The sequence below is a fragment of the Cohnella soli genome (genome assembly GCF_042655525.1).
GTDB classification, from domain to species: domain Bacteria; phylum Bacillota; class Bacilli; order Paenibacillales; family Paenibacillaceae; genus Cohnella; species Cohnella soli.
The window spans coordinates 54108-73328 of record NZ_JBHSMI010000062.1; the positions used below are offsets into that span (position 1 = coordinate 54108).

The 19221-nt window shown below is 50.3% G+C and carries 19 protein-coding genes and 1 riboswitch; of the genes, 16 read left to right on the forward strand and 3 right to left on the reverse strand.

The window, feature by feature from the left end; translation table 11 throughout:
• Positions 1–27 precede the first annotated feature (27 nt).
• The 15 genes from ACFPOF_RS29045 to ACFPOF_RS29115 all read left to right on the forward strand — a co-directional run bounded on the left by ACFPOF_RS29045 (position 28) and on the right by ACFPOF_RS29115 (position 17040).
• Positions 28–624 (forward strand): acyltransferase, encoded by a 597-nt coding sequence (locus tag ACFPOF_RS29045; RefSeq protein WP_378138883.1) that lies wholly within the window; start codon positions 28–30, stop codon positions 622–624.
• A complete protein-coding gene (locus ACFPOF_RS29050) occupies positions 621–1823 on the forward strand; it encodes a glycosyltransferase (RefSeq protein WP_378138884.1) in 1203 nt (400 codons plus the stop codon). Before ACFPOF_RS29045 ends, ACFPOF_RS29050 begins: the two co-directional genes overlap by 4 nt.
• A 126-nt stretch (positions 1824–1949) precedes the next feature.
• On the forward strand, positions 1950–3902 hold the full coding sequence (locus tag ACFPOF_RS29055; RefSeq protein WP_378138885.1) for an asparagine synthase-related protein: 1953 nt from the start codon (positions 1950–1952) through the stop codon (positions 3900–3902).
• 6 nt (positions 3903–3908) lie between these two features.
• Entirely contained in the window at positions 3909–4052 is a 144-nt protein-coding gene (locus ACFPOF_RS29060; RefSeq protein ID WP_378138886.1) for a paeninodin family lasso peptide, read from the forward strand.
• Positions 4053–4179: 127 nt separating this feature from the next.
• On the forward strand, positions 4180–5121 hold the full coding sequence (locus ACFPOF_RS29065; protein ID WP_378138887.1) for an aldolase: 942 nt from the start codon (positions 4180–4182) through the stop codon (positions 5119–5121).
• 24 nt (positions 5122–5145) lie between these two features.
• Positions 5146–6960 (forward strand): ABC transporter ATP-binding protein, encoded by a 1815-nt coding sequence (locus ACFPOF_RS29070; protein WP_378138888.1) that lies wholly within the window; start codon positions 5146–5148, stop codon positions 6958–6960.
• An 80-nt stretch (positions 6961–7040) separates the two neighbouring features.
• Positions 7041–8225 (forward strand): nucleotidyltransferase domain-containing protein, encoded by a 1185-nt coding sequence (locus ACFPOF_RS29075; RefSeq protein ID WP_378138889.1) that lies wholly within the window; start codon positions 7041–7043, stop codon positions 8223–8225.
• Entirely contained in the window at positions 8222–9289 is a 1068-nt protein-coding gene (locus ACFPOF_RS29080; RefSeq protein WP_378138891.1) for a glycosyltransferase, read from the forward strand. The genes ACFPOF_RS29075 and ACFPOF_RS29080 overlap by 4 nt, the downstream gene beginning before the upstream one ends.
• A gap of 14 nt (positions 9290–9303) precedes the next feature.
• Positions 9304–10461 carry a polysaccharide pyruvyl transferase family protein gene (locus tag ACFPOF_RS29085; RefSeq protein ID WP_378138893.1) on the forward strand — a complete coding sequence of 386 codons (1158 nt, stop codon included), beginning with the start codon at positions 9304–9306 and terminating at the stop codon, positions 10459–10461.
• 7 nt (positions 10462–10468) lie between these two features.
• Complete coding sequence (locus ACFPOF_RS29090; RefSeq protein WP_378138895.1) at positions 10469–11662, forward strand: glycosyltransferase; 1194 nt, start codon at positions 10469–10471, stop codon at positions 11660–11662.
• A gap of 10 nt (positions 11663–11672) precedes the next feature.
• Positions 11673–12860 (forward strand): glycosyltransferase, encoded by a 1188-nt coding sequence (locus ACFPOF_RS29095; protein WP_378138897.1) that lies wholly within the window; start codon positions 11673–11675, stop codon positions 12858–12860.
• 21 nt (positions 12861–12881) lie between these two features.
• Complete coding sequence (locus ACFPOF_RS29100; protein ID WP_378138899.1) at positions 12882–14072, forward strand: glycoside hydrolase family 88 protein; 1191 nt, start codon at positions 12882–12884, stop codon at positions 14070–14072.
• Positions 14069–15616, forward strand: coding sequence for a lipopolysaccharide biosynthesis protein (locus ACFPOF_RS29105; RefSeq protein WP_378138901.1), 1548 nt, complete (start codon positions 14069–14071; stop codon positions 15614–15616). The genes ACFPOF_RS29100 and ACFPOF_RS29105 overlap by 4 nt, the downstream gene beginning before the upstream one ends.
• 4 nt (positions 15617–15620) lie before the next feature.
• A complete protein-coding gene (gene galE, locus ACFPOF_RS29110) occupies positions 15621–16634 on the forward strand; it encodes a UDP-glucose 4-epimerase GalE (RefSeq protein WP_378138903.1) in 1014 nt (337 codons plus the stop codon).
• Positions 16635–16748: 114 nt separating this feature from the next.
• Positions 16749–16831: riboswitch (cyclic di-GMP riboswitch) on the forward strand.
• Between the two features lie 17 nt (positions 16832–16848).
• The gene (locus ACFPOF_RS29115; RefSeq protein WP_378138905.1) at positions 16849–17040 is read left to right on the forward strand and encodes an anti-repressor SinI family protein; all 192 of its coding nucleotides are present in this window, start codon (positions 16849–16851) and stop codon (positions 17038–17040) included.
• Between the two features lie 8 nt (positions 17041–17048).
• Here the strand turns inward: ACFPOF_RS29115 and ACFPOF_RS29120 are convergent, their stop codons facing one another.
• From ACFPOF_RS29120 to ACFPOF_RS29130, 3 genes are all read right to left on the reverse strand, one after another.
• On the reverse strand, positions 17049–17387 hold the full coding sequence (locus ACFPOF_RS29120; RefSeq protein WP_378138907.1) for a helix-turn-helix domain-containing protein: 339 nt from the start codon (positions 17385–17387) through the stop codon (positions 17049–17051).
• 149 nt (positions 17388–17536) lie between these two features.
• The gene (locus ACFPOF_RS29125) at positions 17537–17992 is read right to left on the reverse strand and encodes a lasso peptide biosynthesis B2 protein (protein WP_378138909.1); all 456 of its coding nucleotides are present in this window, start codon (positions 17990–17992) and stop codon (positions 17537–17539) included.
• Positions 17989–18291 carry a lasso peptide biosynthesis PqqD family chaperone gene (locus ACFPOF_RS29130; protein ID WP_378139019.1) on the reverse strand — a complete coding sequence of 101 codons (303 nt, stop codon included), beginning with the start codon at positions 18289–18291 and terminating at the stop codon, positions 17989–17991. The genes ACFPOF_RS29125 and ACFPOF_RS29130 overlap by 4 nt, the downstream gene beginning before the upstream one ends.
• A 387-nt stretch (positions 18292–18678) precedes the next feature.
• On the opposite strand from ACFPOF_RS29130, the gene spoVT reads away from it, so the two are divergent.
• Positions 18679–19221, forward strand: a complete 543-nt coding sequence (gene spoVT, locus ACFPOF_RS29135; RefSeq protein WP_378139021.1) for a stage V sporulation protein T — start codon at positions 18679–18681, stop codon at positions 19219–19221.

A 19221-nucleotide genomic window follows, 5' to 3' on the forward strand; every position in this document is an offset into this window, starting at 1 on the left:
TGGTCGCAATACCGAGAGAGAGGTATCATGAGCACATTGGTCATGAATATTTCTCAATTGATTGCAGTTCTTAGAGGTTTTTTCTACAGACTTATCTATGTTGGAAATTTACATGTCGATGGAGCCATATTGGCTATGCAAGCTAATAGTTCGATAGAGATTTTTAATAAGAATGCGAATGTCTGGATCGGGAAATTCGTGTTCCTCCGGAAGAGCGTCAGCATAAGAGTGGACTCGGATGCGGAATTGCGTTTGGGTGAGAAAGTGTTTATCAATGACAACTGTACAATCAATTGCGCTTACAGAATTACAATCGGGGCGCATACTAAAATTGCCCCTAATGTCTGTATCAACGACCATGATCATAATTACAAACAAGCGGGAGAAGGACATTTGGTCAAAGATGAGGTTACAATTGGTTCCCATGTCTGGATTGGCTCGAATGCTGTTATTTTGAAAGGCGCAACAATAGGCGACAATGCGGTTATTGCAGCAGGTAGCATCGTAAAGGGAAATGTTCCCCCCAATACGTTGTTTGTGAATCGAAGAGAAAATCAATATATTCCATATACGAAAGCAGACGGAAACGAGACTCCATTACCTCTGGCGAAGGGATCAATATGAAGAAAGAAGTTCTGATTTCAGTTTTCGACATGGAGATTGGCGGAATTGAAAGAAGCCTTATTAATATGTTGGAAAGCTTCGACTATGAAAACTATAATGTAAGCCTCTTCGTTTGTAGCCATCAAGGCGAATTCATGAATTTGATCCCGCGACAGGTTCATTTGCTTCCGGAGATTGGTGCGTATACGGTATTTCGCAAGTCGGTTGCCCAGTGCCTGCGGGAGCGGCGTTATTCCGCTGCCCTGGTTCGTATTCTGGCCAAATCGATGGCATCGATTAAAGCTCGTCGAAGACGGCTTGTCGAGGGTCCGGGATACATTCAGATGCAATTGGAGTCCCGCTTGTCCGTCCCTATTATTCCGAGTTTTAAGAAAGAATACGACTTGGCGATCAGTTACGCCTGGCCGCACGAAATTGTGATCAGAAAAGTAAGGGCAAAGAAGAAAGTCGCATGGATTCATACGGACTACAGCAAGCTCGAGATTGACAATCAACTGGACTTGGCGGGGTGGAGGAAGTTTGATCGCATTGCTTCCATATCCGATGCTTGCACACAATCGTTCTTATTTCGATATCCGGAGTTGCGCGATAAAATCGTCCCAATCGAGAATATTACATCTCCAGGTTTTATAAGAAGCCAGGCAACCGAGCCACTTCATATGGAGATATCGGAGGGTCCATTTTTTAATATCGTATCCGTTGGAAGACTATCATTCGTGAAAGGGTTCGATACAGCCATTCAAGCCTTAAAGATTCTTCACGAAGCAGGTTTAACTGATATTAGATGGTATGTAGTAGGATACGGGGGGCAAAAGGACGAACTTCGCACATTAATCGCCGATAACAATTTGCAAGAAAGTTTTAAGCTCATAGGGAAGAAGTCGAATCCGTATCCCTACATTCAGAGATGCGATCTATACGTACAACCATCCAGGTATGAAGGAAAAGCCGTAACCGTAACGGAGGCGCAGATTTTAGGCAAGCCCATCGTTATAACGAACTATCCGACTTCGACCAGCCAGGTGACGAATGGTCTTGATGGCATAATCTGCGAGGGGAGTCCAGAAGGGATTGCCGAAGCGATTAAGCGAATGTATACGGATTCCGAGTTGCGGGAGAGCCTTACAAATTACTTGAAAGAAAAGAATCACAGCAATGATTCTGAACTGATAAAGCTCTACGACCTTATTCCGTCTTGAAATTCCCTTGAGCGTTGTTCCACGCCTTTTCAATCAAGCCAGCTTGATGCGGGGAACCAATTGACAATATAAGGGGGCGAATGGTACACTCCAATTGTTCTTTATAAAGAACAATTGGAGGAAGCAATGAGCGCAATCGCGGGAATCTATCAATTCGATCAACGACCGTTGGATCCCGATGAAGGATCAAGGATGATGTCGGCCTTGGAGCGGTTTCCTGCGGACGACGCTCAGACTTGGCAGCAAGATGCGGTGTTCATCGGCTGTCGGTCACAATGGATCGTTCCCGAGTCGATTGGCGAGAGGTTGCCTTTCTACGATGCTGACAGGAAGCTGGTCATTGCAGCGGATGCTATCATTGACAACCGGGAGCAGTTGTTTCGGTTGTTATCCATTGAAACTTACCGCCGTCGGTCGATGACTGACAGTGAGTTGATTTTGCTGGCTTACGAGAAGTGGAGAGATAATGCTCCGAAGCACCTGGTCGGCGACTTTGCTTTCGTCATCTGGGATGAGAGACGCCGAAGATTATTCGCGGCAAGGGATTTTTCCGGGGGCCGCACTTTATATTATTGCATGCAGGGCAGTCGCGCGGCCGTCTGTACGTTAATCCAACCGCTGCTAGCGCTGCACGGCGTGACAAGGGAACTTCACGAACCTTGGCTTGCGGAGTATCTAGCGATTACGGGCATGATCGATACGGCAGACACTTCTTCTACCGTATATCGATCGATACAGCAAGTTCCGCCTTCCCATTATTTGACCGTCGACGCTCAAGGGTTGAAATTGTCTCAATACGAGGTGCTTTCTTCTATCCCCCCTTTACGATTGAAGTCCGATGAAGAGTACGTCGAAGCTTTCCATGAAGTATTTCAGGAAGCTGTCTCCTCCAGACTGCGGACAAGCAGGGAAGTCGGCGCCCAACTGAGCGGGGGGCTGGATTCAGGGACGATTGTCAGCTTTGCGGTTAGAGCGCTTCGCAAGGACGGCCGTAAGACGCTACATACGCTCAGCTACGTTCCCCCCAGGGATTTTAAGGATTTCACGCCGAGAAGCGAGATGGCGGACGAAAGTCCGGCCATTCGTTCCATCGTCAAACATGTTGGCGGCATCTCGGACCGCTACTTGCCATTCGAGGGGCGAAGTCCGCTGACGGAAATTGAAGATTTCCTCGACGTTATGGAGATGCCGTATAAGTTTTTCGAGAACTCTTTCTGGTTAAAGGGAATGTTCGAAGAGGCCCATCGGCTCGGCGTAGGCGTACTGTTGAACGGCGGGAGAGGCAATATGAGCATTTCCTGGGGTTCCGCCATTGACTACTACGCTCTCCTATTGAAGAGATTTCGTTGGATCAAGTTACTCCGGGAACTACCTTTATATAGCGAGAGAGCCGGCGGTGCAAGATTTCGCCGAATTGCCGAGCTTGCGGGTGTCGCCTTCCCCGTCATACACAAATGGAGATCGTCGGACGCGGTTTATCGGCTGCCATCGCTGATCAACCCCGATTTTGCGCTGACTACAGGCGTGTTAGGCAAGTTGAAGACATACGGTATGGACGAAACTGGCTGGTTCGCGTCCTCGAACGTCTACGAACAGCGTCGAAGGCATTTTGAAGATGGTTTTCACTGGAATGCGAGTAATACGCTGTCGACAAAGCTATCCATGCGGTATTCACTGTGGAAACGCGATCCGACGAACGATTTGCGCGTCATCCGCTTCTGCCTGTCCGTGCCGGAAAGTCAATACGTAACAGGGGGTATGGATCGGGCGCTCGTCCGACGGGCGACCGATAAGCTACTTCCGGACGACGTGCGGTTGAATCAGCGCAGCCGCGGGGTGCAAGGCGTTGATTGGGTGCATCGCATGCTTCCTGAATGGGGGGCGTTTCGGGAAGAACTCCAACGGTTCAAGGCAGACAAGGAAGTGTTCCGTTACTTGAATTTCCCCACCATCGAGAACGCGATTCGCAAAGCCGAAGACGGAGTAAGCCCGGATTTCATCTGGGACCCTTCTGCTAGGGTTCTTATGCGGGGGCTCATAGTTTACCGTTTCATTCGAAGACTTCAAGAAGGGAGGTGAATCCACATGGCATCGAAAAAAGAATGGCAATCTCCGTCTTTGGAAGAGCTGAACGTGAACCAAACGATGGCTTCCACGAGAAGCGGTCCTTTGACAGACGAAGCTTACGTCCCAGGCGTAAGATCGAATGACCCACGTTTCACGAGCTAATTGTGGCTCCCGTTTGCGGCTTAGGCCGCAAGCAAGCGAAAGGTAGAAGCCCTGTACATCTAACCCATGTATATGGGTTTCTATCTTCGTGTGAAGTTTAAAGAAGCAAATCTGCGGAGTGAACGCGATGAACGAAACGACACCCAAATTCGAATACAAGGCATTCGGCCTTCTCGTTAGCAGCGATATTCCCTTGCCCGAGCTCCCCCGGCAGGCGTTGGGGGGGGAAGCGGCTGATATCGAAGTCAGAATCGATTCTGACGCGATGGGCGCTTACGAAGAGCGGCTGCGGAATGCTCCCTATATGCATTTTGTCGAGGGACAGGACGTGATGTTCTACGTCCCAGACAACGCGATGTTCCGAGTTTCCGGCGGTAACGTCATCCGAATTTCACCGGACGCGGGCTCGGACGGCGACTTGTCGCGACTATACGTTCTTGGCACGTGCATGTGCGCCATTCTCATGCAAAGACAAATCTTCCCGCTGCATGGCAGTGCCGTCGTGATTGAAGGAAAGGCTTATGCGATCGTCGGGGAATCGGGTGCGGGCAAATCGACGTTGGCATCAGCTTTGATGAATGAAGGCTTCCCGCTACTTAGTGATGATTTGATCGCCGTTACCTTAAAGGAAGATCGATCGGCGCTGATTGTAACGCCATCGTTCCCGCAGCAGAAGCTGTGGGAGGAAAGCTTAAATCAGTTCGGCTTGTCCGCGGCCGATTATCCTTCCATATACGGGCGTGAGACGAAGTTCAGCGTACCTGTTGCTGACCGGTTCTACGTGAATCCCGTTCCGCTTGCCGGCGTGTTTGAGCTGGTGAAGGTCGGCGAAGACGAGAAAGCAAGTATTGAACCGATCGGCAAGTTGGACAGGCTGCAGACGCTCTACACCCATACGTTCCGTCAATTTCTCATTCAGCGTCTCGGCTTGATGAACTGGCATTTTAGTCTGTCGGCCGCTATTGCGGAACAGACGACTATGCATCGCATTTGCCGTCCCGAGTATCGGTATACGACACCGGAATTAATCGCCATGATTTCGGAAGCGGCCGCGTCGGGACGGCAATAATCGGCTAGCCAAAGGATGAACGCGATGAAACCCCTGTTGTTTTTTGTGAAAAGAATTCATGCCTATGCTGGCAAAGTGCTATACGTTAATTTATTTGGCATGACAGCCATCAGCTTTATCGAAGGCTTCGCGCTTCTGTTGCTCATCCCGCTCCTCGGCATGGTCGGTATCGGGAACGACGGATCGAGCGGGTCGTCTTGGTTAAGCCTGTTCGATTTTCTGAAAGACATGCCTGAATCGAATGCGCTGGCCCTTATTCTGGTTGCTTACGTGCTGCTGATGGTCGGCCAAAGTTTGCTTTACCGGAGCTTGAGTTTGCGGGACATCCGCATACATACAGGCTTTATTAATCATTTACGGCTGGAAATTTACCGAGCGATTCTACAATCGGACTGGAATTTCTTCATCCGGAGAAGAAAATCCGATCTGATACATTCATTGACGGACGAGTTGGGGAGAGTGACCAACGGCACGTTCGTTTTTCTGCAGTTTGTCGGGTCGGCTGTCTTTACCCTCATCCAAATCGGTATCGCACTTTGGCTGTCACCTATGCTGACGTTGTTTGTGCTCGCGTGCGGACTGGTCATAGCGTATTTGTCTCGCGCTTTCGCGACCAAGTTCCAAGCGCTTGGCAACCGAACATCGGAGCTTGCGCGCACCTATATCGGCGGAATGACCGACCATTTCAACGGCATTAAAGACATCAAGAGTAACATGCTCGAGCGGTCGCGTTACGAATGGCTGCAGGAATGGAGCGAAGATATATCCCGCGAACGCTTTGAATTCGCCAAGTTGAGGATGAAATCCCAGCTCTATTATAAGGTTTCCCAGTCGATAATCGTCGCAGCGTTTATCTTTATGACGGCCTCGTGGTTTCATGTTCAAGGCAGCCAATTGCTGCTCGTCATCCTCATCTTCTCCAGGTTATGGCCAAGATTTACCGAATTGCAATCTCATAGAGAGCAGATCGCATCGGCTGTTCCGGCTTTTAAGAATTTGACCGAACTGCTCGCTTCATGCTCCTCGTCGCAAGAAGTTGCCAGCACCTTGGAAGAGAGGAATGACATCGAGTCGATCCGGCTGCAACACAGCTTGGAATGCGTAAATGTCTCCTTCCGGTATAGTCAGGAAGATCTTGAATATGCGCTGAAAAATATAAATGCAACGATTCGCGCCAATGAGACGACGGCAATTATTGGCCGTTCTGGCGCCGGCAAGAGTACGTTAATTGACGTGTTGATGGGTTTGCTACGCCCGGAGCGGGGAGAAGTTCTGGTAGACGGCATTCCACTGACGGACGGGAATTTGCTCTCGTTAAGACAGGCGATCAGCTATATACCTCAAGATCCGTTCCTCTTTAATGGGACGATACGGGAGAATATGCAGTTGATGGCGTCTGGCGCAAGCGAACAGGACATGTGGGAAGCGCTCTCCGACGCGTCCGCCCAAAAATTCGTGGAGCGGCTGCCGCAAGGGCTCGATACAGTGATCGGTGATCGTGGCATTCGGTTGTCGGGAGGAGAACGGCAGCGTCTCGTGCTGGCGAGAACGCTGTTACGCAAGCCTTCGATACTCGTGTTGGACGAGGCCACAAGTGCGCTCGATGCGGAGAATGAGGCAAGTATTCAAGCCGTATTGGAACGGTTGAAAGGAACGATGACGATGATTGTCGTCGCCCATCGTTTGTCCACGATTCGCAACGCGGATCAAGTTATCGTGCTTGATCATGGATCGATCGTCCAGACAGGGCAATTCGATCAGTTGGCCAGAGAACGGGATGGGGTCTTCGCCGGGCTTCTAAGCCGCCAAGCGCAAAGAATTGACAACTTTCCTGCCTGAATGGTACGCTGTAACTGTTCGTTAAAAAGAACAAATTCCTGTGTGGTTGTTCGTTAAGCATTCGACGAAGGAGAACGTTCATGAGCTATCCGATATCTCTCGTCGCCGAAGAGCTCTCATCCGATATGAAGCTGCTGCTCGCTCTCGTCCGGGCCGAAAACAGCAAGGACGTGCGCGATTTGCCGGACGAGCTGTTGGCTGGAGCGGATTGGCATGCATTCGTCGAACTGGCGAGGCACCATCGGGTTCATCCTTATTTATACGCCAAGTTAAAGAAGGCCGAGGACAGCAGAATTCCGCCGTTCGTAGTCGGTAGTTTCGAGAGCGACTTTCGGAAGAACACGTTTCTGATGCTCCAGCACTGCGGCGAGATAGCGACGATTGACAAAAGTTTGGCGGATAAAGGTATTCGCTCGATTTTTTTGAAAGGCCCTTTACTCGCTTTAGATCTGTACGGAGACCTGTCGCTACGCACTTCCAGCGACATCGATATGTTGATTCCTTTGACAAAGTTGACCGAAGCAGAAATGACGTTGACGTCGCTCGGATACGTCAAGGACGAATATATTCACACAGTGCTGAACGATTGGAAGTGGCGGCATCATCATACGACTTTTTACCATGACCAGAAGGGAATCAAGGTCGAATTGCATTGGAGGCTAAATCCTTCGCCGTCGGGTGAACCGGGCTTCGAACGACTTTGGCATCATAGCCGTGTCCGGACGATGGGCAGCAGAGATGTCCGCTATCTGGGTAGGGAAGATCTGTTTATGTTTCTTGTATCCCATGGGGCGCGGCACGGTTGGTCGCGATTGAGATGGCTGTTAGACATTCGGCAATGGCTGCTTCAGCCGATCGACGCTCCGTCGCTGCTTATGCTGCTGCACAAGCACGACTATGTCAGCATCGGAGGACAAGCCATTGCCCTTGCTTCGTCATTATTCGAAGTACCCGTCAGCAGAGAGCTTCGCGAGCTTGCCGACGCACCCAAGTCGCGTAAGTTGGCTTATGAAGCGATGTATTACTTGAAGAGGATCGTTAACCTGCATACGCAGCCGCTGCCCGAAGACGTTGATCGCTACCATAAGCGTCATTTGTTTTCCTTAATGACATGGAGGCAAAAAACGATTTTCGTGCTGAGTTTTCTATATCCTTATCCGGAAGATGCGGAGACGTTGCCGTTACCTAAGTCACTTCACTTATTGTATTTTCCGCTTCGTCCCTTTATTTGGAGCTGGCGGAAGATGGTAGGAGGCCGGCAATGAAGAACGAATTGTTGCCGGCAAACCGAATAGGGGCGAGGTGCAAGATTAGTGTTATCGTTCCTGTGTATAACGCCGGCTCATACTTGGCTGATTGCGTGGCTTCTCTGCTAGATCAAACATTCCACGATTGTGAATTTATATTCGTCAACGACGGTTCCACGGACCGAAGCGGCACCATCCTGGATGAGCTTGGACAAACGGACGCCCGAATGCGGATCGTCCATCAGACCAATCAGGGGGTGAGCATGGCGCGCAACACCGGACTGGCCCTGGCGGAGGGAGAGTATATTGGATTCGTGGATGCAGACGATACGATAGCTCTCGACTTCTACGAGAGGCTGTATGAGGCCGCTGAGAGGTTTCGCGCTGACGTCGTAGCGTCGAATTTTGTCAGCGAAATGGGCGCGTACCAGGTGACGACGAGATATCCGTTTCCGATGGATGAACTGCTGGATGACCGCTATATCACTCGCGAGGTACTTCCGTACTTTCTGAAGAGCGACGACTTCAATACAGTGTGCACTAAGTTGTACAGGGCTGAACTCATTCGACGGAAGGGCATTGCGTTTCCGGCCAAAGTCGCGCTTGGCGAGGACGGTTACTTCAACGCGTTGTTCTATAACGCGGCGGCACGCGCGGTCTATCTGGACATGGCCGGTTACTTATACCGCGAAAGAACAGGGAGCGCGACGAGAAGCATCGGAGAGAAAGATTATTTCGGCCGAGCTGTCGAGGTGTACGAATCCGGGTTGCCCGAAAGCTTGGTCGGCCGTATCGAAAGCACCGATGTTGCCCGGCTGAAAGCGGTTCGGTTCATCCGCACGTTGCTCTCCATCATTCATGTTTATTTCGCGGCTTCAACGGAAATGAGCTTGCGAAATCGGTACAGCTATGTTCGCCGGGCAATCAGACATGAATACGTCGGGCAATCGATGCGATTTTTCTATGATTCGGAGTATCGCTCGCTCGGAAAGTTCGACAAGTTGACGATCGTCTTCGTACGGCACAGAATGACTTTCGGGTTATATGGTCTGGCGTTGTATAGCAGGATTAGAAATAAATAGATGGGAGAATCGGCATGAAAATCATGATGTTTGCGCATGGAGGAAGCTTGAACAGGGGGTGCGAGGCTATCGTGCGCTCTTCTACGGCCATTCTGAAGGAGCGTATTGGAGAAGCACGCGTCTATCTGGCATCGGGACGTCCGGAGACGGATCAGATGATTCCGCTGCTGGATGGGATTTATGACGGTTCCACCCGCCATATCTCTCCTTATTCGTGGGAGAGGCTCGTTTCGACGTTTCAGATCAAGCTGTTCAAGAACGAATCCTATGCGCTCGGCCGGATTCACCATAATATTATTAGCAGAATTAACGATATGGACGTACTTCTGTCGATTGGTGGCGACAACTACTGCTACGGAGAGCAACCTGGTTGGTACGAGATCGATCGACGGGTCAAAGCACAAGGGAAAAAACTGGTCCTTTGGGGCTGCTCCATCGGAGAAGAAGATATGTCGCCACGCAAGCTGGAGGATTTGAAGTTGTTCGATCTTATTCTCGCCCGCGAAACGTTGACGTACGATATGCTTCGCCGTCATGGCTTGGACAACGTTCGGCTGTGTGCCGATCCGGCTTTTACAATGAGTAAGGAAGAACTGCCGCTTCCGGATGGCTGGAAGGAAAGCAATACGGTAGGCTTGAACTTCAGCCCGCTTGTCCACAAACGTAACCCGGCCTCACGCGCAGCCGTGCGCGAACTGATTCGGCACATTCTCGATACGACGGATATGACAATTGCTTTCACGCCTCATGTCATTGAAGCGGGCAATAACGACTATGAGACTTTGAACCAATTGTACGAGGAATTCAAGCAGACCGGCAGAGTCGTTCTGCTGCCGGACAATCTCACGGCGGTGCAATATAAAGGCTATATCGCGAGAATGCGTTTTTTCATCGGTGCCAGGACACATGCGACGATCGCCGCCTACTCCAATCGGATTCCAACTCTTGTGCTAGGTTACAGCGTCAAATCGAAAGGCATCGCCAAAGATTTGTTCGGAGAAGAGAAGCTGGTGCTCGGCATCGATCAGCTATCGAACGGGAGCAAGCTGAAGCAAGCATTCGACGAGATGGTCCGCGAAGAAGAGGGAATTCGGGCCCAGCTGTCGGAAGCGATACCTAAAATTCAGTCGATGTCTTACAAAGCCGTGGAGTATATCAGCCAGTTGGCTTAATGAAGAAATGAAGAAAAAACTATTATTCGTCATCCCCAGCCTGACCTCGGGCGGAGGGGAGAGAAGCCTTGTCAACTTGCTCAGCCATATCGAATACGATTCTTACGAAGTAGATTTGTTCCTGTTCAGTCACGAAGGACTGTTTATGGAATACTTACCGCCCGAAGTGCGCGTATTGCCGGTGCCGGAATCTTATCGCTTGTTTGCAAACTCTATCGGCAAAGCGGTTGGACAGCTTGCGCTTCGGCTGCAGTTCTCTCTTGCCTTTAGTCGGATTCTTTACAGTTTGCGGCATCGTTTTTCTGGCAATACGTCGACCCGAGAACAATACAACTGGAAGTACTTATCCCGAGCGGTTCCAGAGCTGTCCGGCAAGTATGACGCGGCGATCGGCTTTCTCGAAAAAACATCTACTTACTTAGTTGTGGACAAAGTCGATGCGCAGAAAAAGGTCGGTTGGATTCATATCGACTACGATAAGATGGGCATGGACCCAGCTTTTGATCGGAGCTACTTCGATCAACTGGATAGAATTGTGACGGTGTCCGAAGAATGCGCCGCTATTTTGCATCGCCAATTTCCAGAGCATGGCCATAAAGTCGATGTTATGTACAATATTGTCTCTCCCAAAATTATCCGCGGCTTGGCTGATAAGACGAGCACAGACGTTTTTGACCGGAGCGAGGGTGAGAAGGTCATCCTTTCGATCGGCCGTCTCCATCCGCAGAAATCGTTCGACATCGCGATTGATGCTTGTCGGCGGCTTATAGACCGGGGGTATAACGTGCAGTGGAACATTATTGGCGAAGGGGACGAGCGGGAGAAGCTGACGAGGCTTATCCAGGAGAAGGGACTTGAAGGAAAGTTTAAGCTGCTCGGGCTGAGGGCCAACCCTTATCCTTATGTTCGCCAAGCCGATATTTACGCGCAAACCTCTCAATTCGAAGGCAAGTCGATCGCCATCGATGAAGCGAAAATATTAGCCAAGCCGATCGTTGTCACTCGCTTCAGCACGGCCCAAGACCAAATCGAACATGGAGCCGAGGGGCTTATTATGGACATGAACGGCGAAGATGTCGCAAATGGCATTGAACGACTGCTGCAAGACGAGAAGCTGCGCGACCGGTTTAGCGAGCGTTTGTCGACGCTTAAGCTGGGCACGGAAGATGAGATCGACAAGCTGTATGAGATGCTGGAATAGGGGACGAGCGGTGAAAACAAAAGTATTGTTCGTCATGAGCAATTTGACCAGCGGTGGAGCCGAGAAGTCGCTGTTGTCAGTACTGCAGGCGATGGATTATACCCGGTACGAAGTGGACTTGTTTTTGTTTAAGCACGAGGGACTGTTCTTCGGCAGCGTACCGAGCCAAGTGAATGTATTGCCTGCCCCACCTTTGTATCCGTTGTTCGATACAGCGATCGGCAAAGGTATTGCCGGACTACTGAAGAGGGGTAAGCCTCATCTGGCGTTACATCGTGTAAGACTCGGTTATATCCACCGGACGGAAACAAGGCCGGCAGTTCGGGAGCAACGGGCGTGGCGGCACCTGTCGCCGATGTTGCCCAAGCTGGTGCGGGACTACGACGTGGCTATCGGTTATCTGGAGAACAACCCGGTTCGTTTCGTCGTCGATCGGGTTCGGGCGAAGATCAAGATCGGTTATATACATAACGATTACGACAAGTTAGGTATGGACCCGGTGCTGGATGATGCATATTTCGCCAAACTAGACAGTCTCGTTACTGTATCCGAAGAGTGCGGCAATGTGCTGAGAAATCGGTTCCCGGCTTATCAGGACAAAGTTAGGGTCATACATAATCTCGTGTCTCCCGATGTCATTCGAGCGATGGCTGACAATCCGGTCGAGTGGGAGACTTCGAAAGCCTTCCGTATTGTGACCGTCGGACGACTGCATCCACAGAAAGGTTACGACATGGCGCTGGAAGCTTGTAAACTTCTTGCAGATGAAGGACTTGATATTCAGTGGTATGTCATCGGCGAAGGCGAGGAGCGAAACAATCTGGAGCGAGAGATCGAACGTTTGGAACTGCAGGACCGTTTCAAGTTGCTTGGCGTCCAAGAAAATCCATACCCTTACGTGGGGCAAGCGGATCTTTATGTTCAGCCTTCACGGTTCGAAGGTAAGTCTATCGCGATAGATGAAGCAAAAATTTTACACAAGCCAATCGTTGTCACCCGATTTACGACGGCCGGCGATCAAATTCGCACCGAAGAGAACGGCTTAATCGTGGAGATGAACGCTAAATCGCTTGGCGAGGGCATTAAGCGACTTCTGCGAGACGAGCCGTTGCGCCTTCGATTCGCTGGCAATCTCGCACAAGAAGAACTGAGCACGGAATCGGAAATTAACAAACTGTACGAGCTGTTCAAGTCTTAGTCAAGGGAAGGGAGAGCGGTCATGGTATACGTGGTGGCGTCGGCATGCGTGCTGCTCCTCGTGGCGGCAATCGTGATAATCGATATAGTTCCGATTGCCCGTGAGTGGCTGGGGCGCATTCATATCGGCAGATATGCTGACCGAGAACGTTGGGGGAGCGACGTCACAAAGCGGGGATTAGGTTGGCTGAATCGGACGCCTACGATCCGTGCGACAGACAACACTCGGTTTATTGCACTCGATATGCTTCGAGGCAACTACGCCAAACGTGCCATTCAGCATTGGCAAGAAGCGTCTTTGCTTCTTGGGCTGGCAGAGACGACCGATTCTTCTCCCGGCAAGGACGAAGAAACGAGAAGAGAGATCAAGGCATTTCTCGCCGCCAAATTTGACGAGCAGGGCCGATGGCTCCATCAGCCGCAGTATGTGGATGCGTCGATCCTCGCTTACGCAGTGTTGAAGCTTCCCGACGCGGCGGACACGTACAGAGCTGCGATGGACGAGACGTGGGCGCTCATTCGCGAGCATATTGGCGCGGACGGAACAGTTTTGTATCGCAAGGGAATGGCCAACTATCGTTACGTCGACACGATCGGGTTTATTTGTCCGTTTCTTGTTCGATACGGCTTGACGTTTAATCATCCGGAGTGTGTAGAACTGGCGGTACGCCAAATCCGGGAATACGCAAAACAGGCGATGCCTGAATCGTTATACGTTCCGTTCCACGCTTATCAAGTTAGCACGGGCTATCCGTTAGGATTGTATGGCTGGGGACGCGGGTTAGGATGGTTTGCAATCGGTCTCGCCGATGCGTGGAACGAGCTTCCGGATAGTCACGAGTTGAAGCCGGAGCTCGAAGCGACAGTCGTCCGGTTCGCGAAGGCTGCGATGGCGTGCCAAGGTTCCCCTGGTTGCTGGCATTGGACCGTCATTCGAGCAGAGTCGCGCCCGGATTCTTCTGCAACGGCGACATTGGCGTGGTTTCTGCAGCAAGCTTCGCGTATTCCCGAGATCGCTTCAGAGGCTTCAAGCGCTGTCGACCGCGCTATACGTTACCTCATGTCAGTAACGCGGCGTAATGGCACTGTCGATTTCTCGCAAGGAGACACGAAAGACATCGGCGTATATGCGATGTTGTTCTCTACGCTGCCGTTCACCCAAGGCTTCTGTATTCGGCTCTTTCAAGCGGCGAGCGCGAGGGAGAAAGCATGAGAATCCAGCACACGATTGTCAACATCGCGGCGGGTGTCGGCAACCAACTCGTCATTACGGCGCTAAGTTTTATTTCCCGCACAGTGTTCATTCAGAGTTTGGGCATTGAATATTTGGGTGTCAACGGGTTGTTTACGAACATCCTGGCTATGCTGTCGCTAGCGGAAGCCGGTATCGGCTCGAGTATTATGTACAGCTTGTACAAGCCCGTGGCCGAAGGCGATCGAGATAAGATCAACAAGCTCATGCGCCTGTACCGGAATGCCTACCTCGTTATCGCCGCGATTGTCGCGCTGCTCGGGCTTGCACTTCTACCGTTTCTGCACGAGTTTGTTAAGAACACCGACGTACCGAATTTGACAGGTATTTATCTCATTTTTCTATTAAACACCGTTTCTCCGTACTTTTTCTCATACAAAAACGCCTTCCTTAACGTCAATCAGAAGGGCTATATCGTTACACTGACGTTCTCCGTATCGTCCATCGTTTCTTCCTTGCTGAAGATCGGCATTTTGTACTACACGCAAGACTACATCCTGTTCCTCATAATCGACAGCCTGTTTACAGTGGGCACGGCCGCAACATTAAATGTCATTGCCAATCGGAAATATCCCTATCTGAAAGATAAAGTCAAGGCTAAGCTCGATCAGCCGACGAAAGTTGGAATCGTCAAGAATGTAAAAGCAATTATTCTGCAGAATGTCGGCAGCTATCTCGTACTCGGGACGGAAAATATTCTTATCTCGACTTACGTCAGCGTGGCTGCGGTAGGATTGTATTCGAATTATAAGATGCTTATCGAAATCGGCAGAACGTTTATCTACCAAGTATTCAATAACATGTACCACAGTGTCGGGAATCTGGTCACGATGGAGAAGGAAGATAAAATTTACAGCGTCTACAAGGTCATGCTGCTGCTCAGCTTCTGGCTATACTCGCTGTTCGCTATCGTACTTTATATTGTCATCGGTCCGTTCATTACGCTGTGGATCGGCTCCTCGTATTTGATGAGCAACAGCGTGCTGATTCTTCTGTTGCTCCTGTTCGTCGAAAGGGGGATGAGGAACTCCATCTCTACGGTCAAAACGACGGCAGGTATTTTCCACGAAGATCGGTTCGTGCCGTTGGTTCAAGCGGCTGTTAGCCTTCTCGTCTCGATCGCGCTCGTGCAGCGGATTGGAATTGCGGGTGTGTTCATCGGTTCTTTCGTCAGCGCGCTTGTGCTCCCATTCTGGACAACACCTTATTTGGTATATAAGAAGGTGTTTCTTAGGCCGGTATTGTTCCATTATCGGATCTATGCGGCTTACATCGTGATCGGTTTCGGCACATTCTATGCGGCGAAACACCTGGCCGGTCTCGTTCATGGAGATGGAGTGACGGCGATCATTGCCAAATCTTCAATAGCGAGTGTTTCCGTTATGGCACTGTACTTAATCGTTTTCTGGAAAACGGATGAGTTCGCCTACCTGAGAGGTCTCGCACGGTTATTATCCGGTAAGCTAATCTCGAGAATTAAGTCTAACAAACAAGCGGAGGTGTAATCTTATGGCGATTCTGATTGCTGGGGGAGCGGGTTATATTGGCACCCATACGTGCGTGGAGTTGCTCCAGGCAGGCTACGATATCGTTGTTGTCGACAATTTTGTCAACAGTCAGCCTGAGGCGCTTGAGCGAGTACGGGACATTGCAGGCAAGGATTTTCCGGTATACGAGTTGGATTTACTAAGTGAAAAGGCGCTTAGCGACGTATTCTCGCGGCATCAGATTGAGGCCGTCATCCATTTCGCCGGTTTGAAGGCGGTCGGGGAGTCGGTGGCACAGCCGTTACGGTATTACCGCACGAATATCACTAGTACGCTGATTCTGTGCGAGACGATGCAAAAGTATAGAGTACGCAGGTTGGTGTTCAGTTCATCTGCAACTGTGTACGGGACGACAGACCGCATGCCGGTCGCGGAATCCGCACAGCTTGGAGCTATGAATCCGTATGGCAGAACAAAGCAAATGATTGAAGAGATGTTGCAGGACGTGGCAGCTGCCGATCCGGAATGGTCGATTGCGATTTTACGATATTTTAACCCCGTCGGGGCACATAAAAGCGGCCGAATGGGCGAAAATCCGAACGGTATTCCGAACAATCTTCTGCCCTATATTTCGCAAGTGGCAGTCGGACGACTGGAGCAAGTTGGCGTGTTCGGCAACGACTATCCGACGAAGGATGGAACGGGCGTCCGCGACTATATTCATGTCTCCGACCTGGCGAATGGACATGTTCGGGCACTGGCGCATATTATGACGGTTAAGGGCTCTAACGTATATAACTTGGGAACAGGTCGCGGGTACAGTGTGCTTGAGATGATTGCGGCTTTCGAGCAAGCGTCTGGTCAAACGATTCCTTATGCGATTATGGACCGTCGTCCTGGGGATATTGCAGTCAGTTACGCGGATGCTTCGAAGGCAAACAATGAGTTAGGTTGGCATGCAACGAGGGGATTGGAAGAGATGTGCGAAGACGCATGGAGATGGCAAAGGAGCAATCCGGAAGGTTATAAAAAATGAAAAAAGTTTGAAAAAATATCCCATTCGACAAAATTCGTCCAAAAAATAGGTCTTTAACATCCAAAATTCGACAACACTAATCCGACAAGCTCATATATAATATGACTTGTAACAACAAAATCAGGAGACTGAGAAATGCGTTTTTATCTGGGCACCTTAAACGCATGGAGTCAGTGGTGCAACCGGCCGACTAATCATCGGAGGGAATTTTGAGATGGAAGTGTTAAAGGGCACGGCAAAATCATCCAAGACCGATCACACGCTGTTGGACGCCGAATGGGCAAAATTGATTCTGGAAGCTCGTAGTATGGGGATGACGATCGAAGATATTCGACTCAGTCTTGCCATGCTTCAAACCACGGAGCTAGTCAAGTGGCAAACGGCGGCCGGTTCCGCCGTTGGATGACGGGAACGTCAGGAGTCCCGTTGCTGATTTTTCCATCTGCTAAATTCAAGGAATTCCCTGAACTGCTCTTTGCTGACGCCAGAGTTCATCGCTTCTTTCACCAAGTCAGCCCACTCATTGTCCAGGGGATTCTTCGAATTGGCGTTCGCGTTATCCGATTGAAGAAATTCCTCTACGGTTATACCGAGTACGGCACCGACTTTCTCGAGAAATTGAATCGAGGGGTTCATTTGTATTCCCCGTTCAATAGAACTTAAGTATGATTTAGCGACCGAGGCCTTCTCCGACAGTTCTGTCAAGGAGAGGTTTTTCTTTTTGCGGAGCATCTGAATTCGTTCACCGATCAACAGAATCCCTCCTCTTGTTGATATTGTTCAGCACCAGGTTATCTTATTGACAGAAGAAAATTTCTCCTGGAATTTGATTGCGATATATTATAATGATACGAAACGAAACACAAGACCGCAACCTTGACCGCCAGTAGAAGACAAATTCCTTACTTTATGATGAATTTCGCGAACGATTGGACAACCGTAAAGTCATGCATGAGATCGTCTCCCGTGATGAAGAGTGGTCCGCTGCGAAGCCATGCATGAGCGATGAGACGACCCTGCTCGTCTTTGGCCGTGCCAAGGTATAATGTGCTCTCGATGCATCGCCGATTCAGCATGACCTGTCCCGCGACGGCGCGTACGAGACATTTGCTATCCCATGGGGTGTAACGGCTCATTAGGTTAACTGCGCTCCGAATATGTTTAACTGTTGCCGAATCACTCGGAACGAAAGCTTCCGATGTTTCCTCCGATGGCGTTCCAAGGCGTCTCGCAAGTCTGGAGAAAGGAAATATTACTTGTATTCTGGCCCACCCGAGCAGTAAATAAGCTTCCGTAAAAAGAAGCATTGTTCGGCGGTTGAGCTTGGCCGATATGACTAATTTGCGAAAGGCGCTCATTCTGGCTGCGAGCGCTGGATCAAGCCTTCTGCGTATAAGTGATCGAGGAAGGCATTGACTTGGGCCAGGCAGGTTTCTCGTGAAACTTCGTATTCCTCGAGCAGTCTGTCAACGACTTGTGCTACAGTGCTTGGCGGGCTCAGCAACTCCCAGATACGCCCCCCGACTTCCCCCAAGTTATAATACTTGCCTTTCTCTACACTTAGCATAACTTTCTCCCCGGCCATGTCGCTGACGATATTGCCTTCACATTGTTCAAAACGATCGGTCGGTAAAAGCTGTTCGGAAATATGATTCATCATTGTATGGCACCTCATCAAAAGATCTATTCATTTGTTCTTTATAACGAACTGCACGATAACACTAATCTAACATTTCCCCGGCCGTATTTCAACTGCCTAAGCAGCAGATTTCCAGAATTTAAGCAGTCTCCCGTTTGCAACAACACGAGAAGTCTTTAAGCTGGGAATTCGAAATAAAGAACAAAACTTCAAATTGCGATTGCAATTGGTGCGTTTCTCCAGTGGCGGGAAAGCGCATAAGAAAATGGGAGAGGTTGAATACTACATTTACGGTTCAATGTCACCTTTTTCCGATTGTACTAACGTTCGTCATAAAGGCCGGCAATTCATTGGAAACCGGCGGCCGCAGTGCGAATACACCAATGAAAGTGGGGCAACATGAGCATGAAAGCAACCGGAATTGTACGCCGCATCGACGACCTCGGCAGGGTCGTCATTCCAAAGGAAATTCGCCGCACGCTCCGCATTCGGGAAGGCGATCCGCTTGAAATTTTCGTTGATCGCGACGGCGAAGTTATTCTCAAGAAGTATTCCCCCATCGGCGAGTTGGGCGATTTCGCCAAAGAATACGCGGAATCCCTTTCTGAGAGCACGGGACACATCGCCATGATTTCTGACCGCGACACCTTTATCGCAGTGGCTGGCGCTTCGAAGAAGGAATACCTCGACAAGGCAATCGGCAGCGTCCTGGAAAGCTGTATGGACAATCGTAAAATCGTGTTGGAGTCCGGAACAGGCAACTATGAGGTACTAAGGGATGGGAACGAGACGATCGGCGCATTCGTCGTCGCACCGATTGTAGCCGGCGGGGATCCAATCGGCACGGTTGTGTTGCTTAGCAAGGAAGATCAGGCGAGCATGGGCGAGATGGAGAGCAAGATGGTCGAGACGGCTGCAGGCTTCCTTGCGAAGCAGATGGAGCAGTAA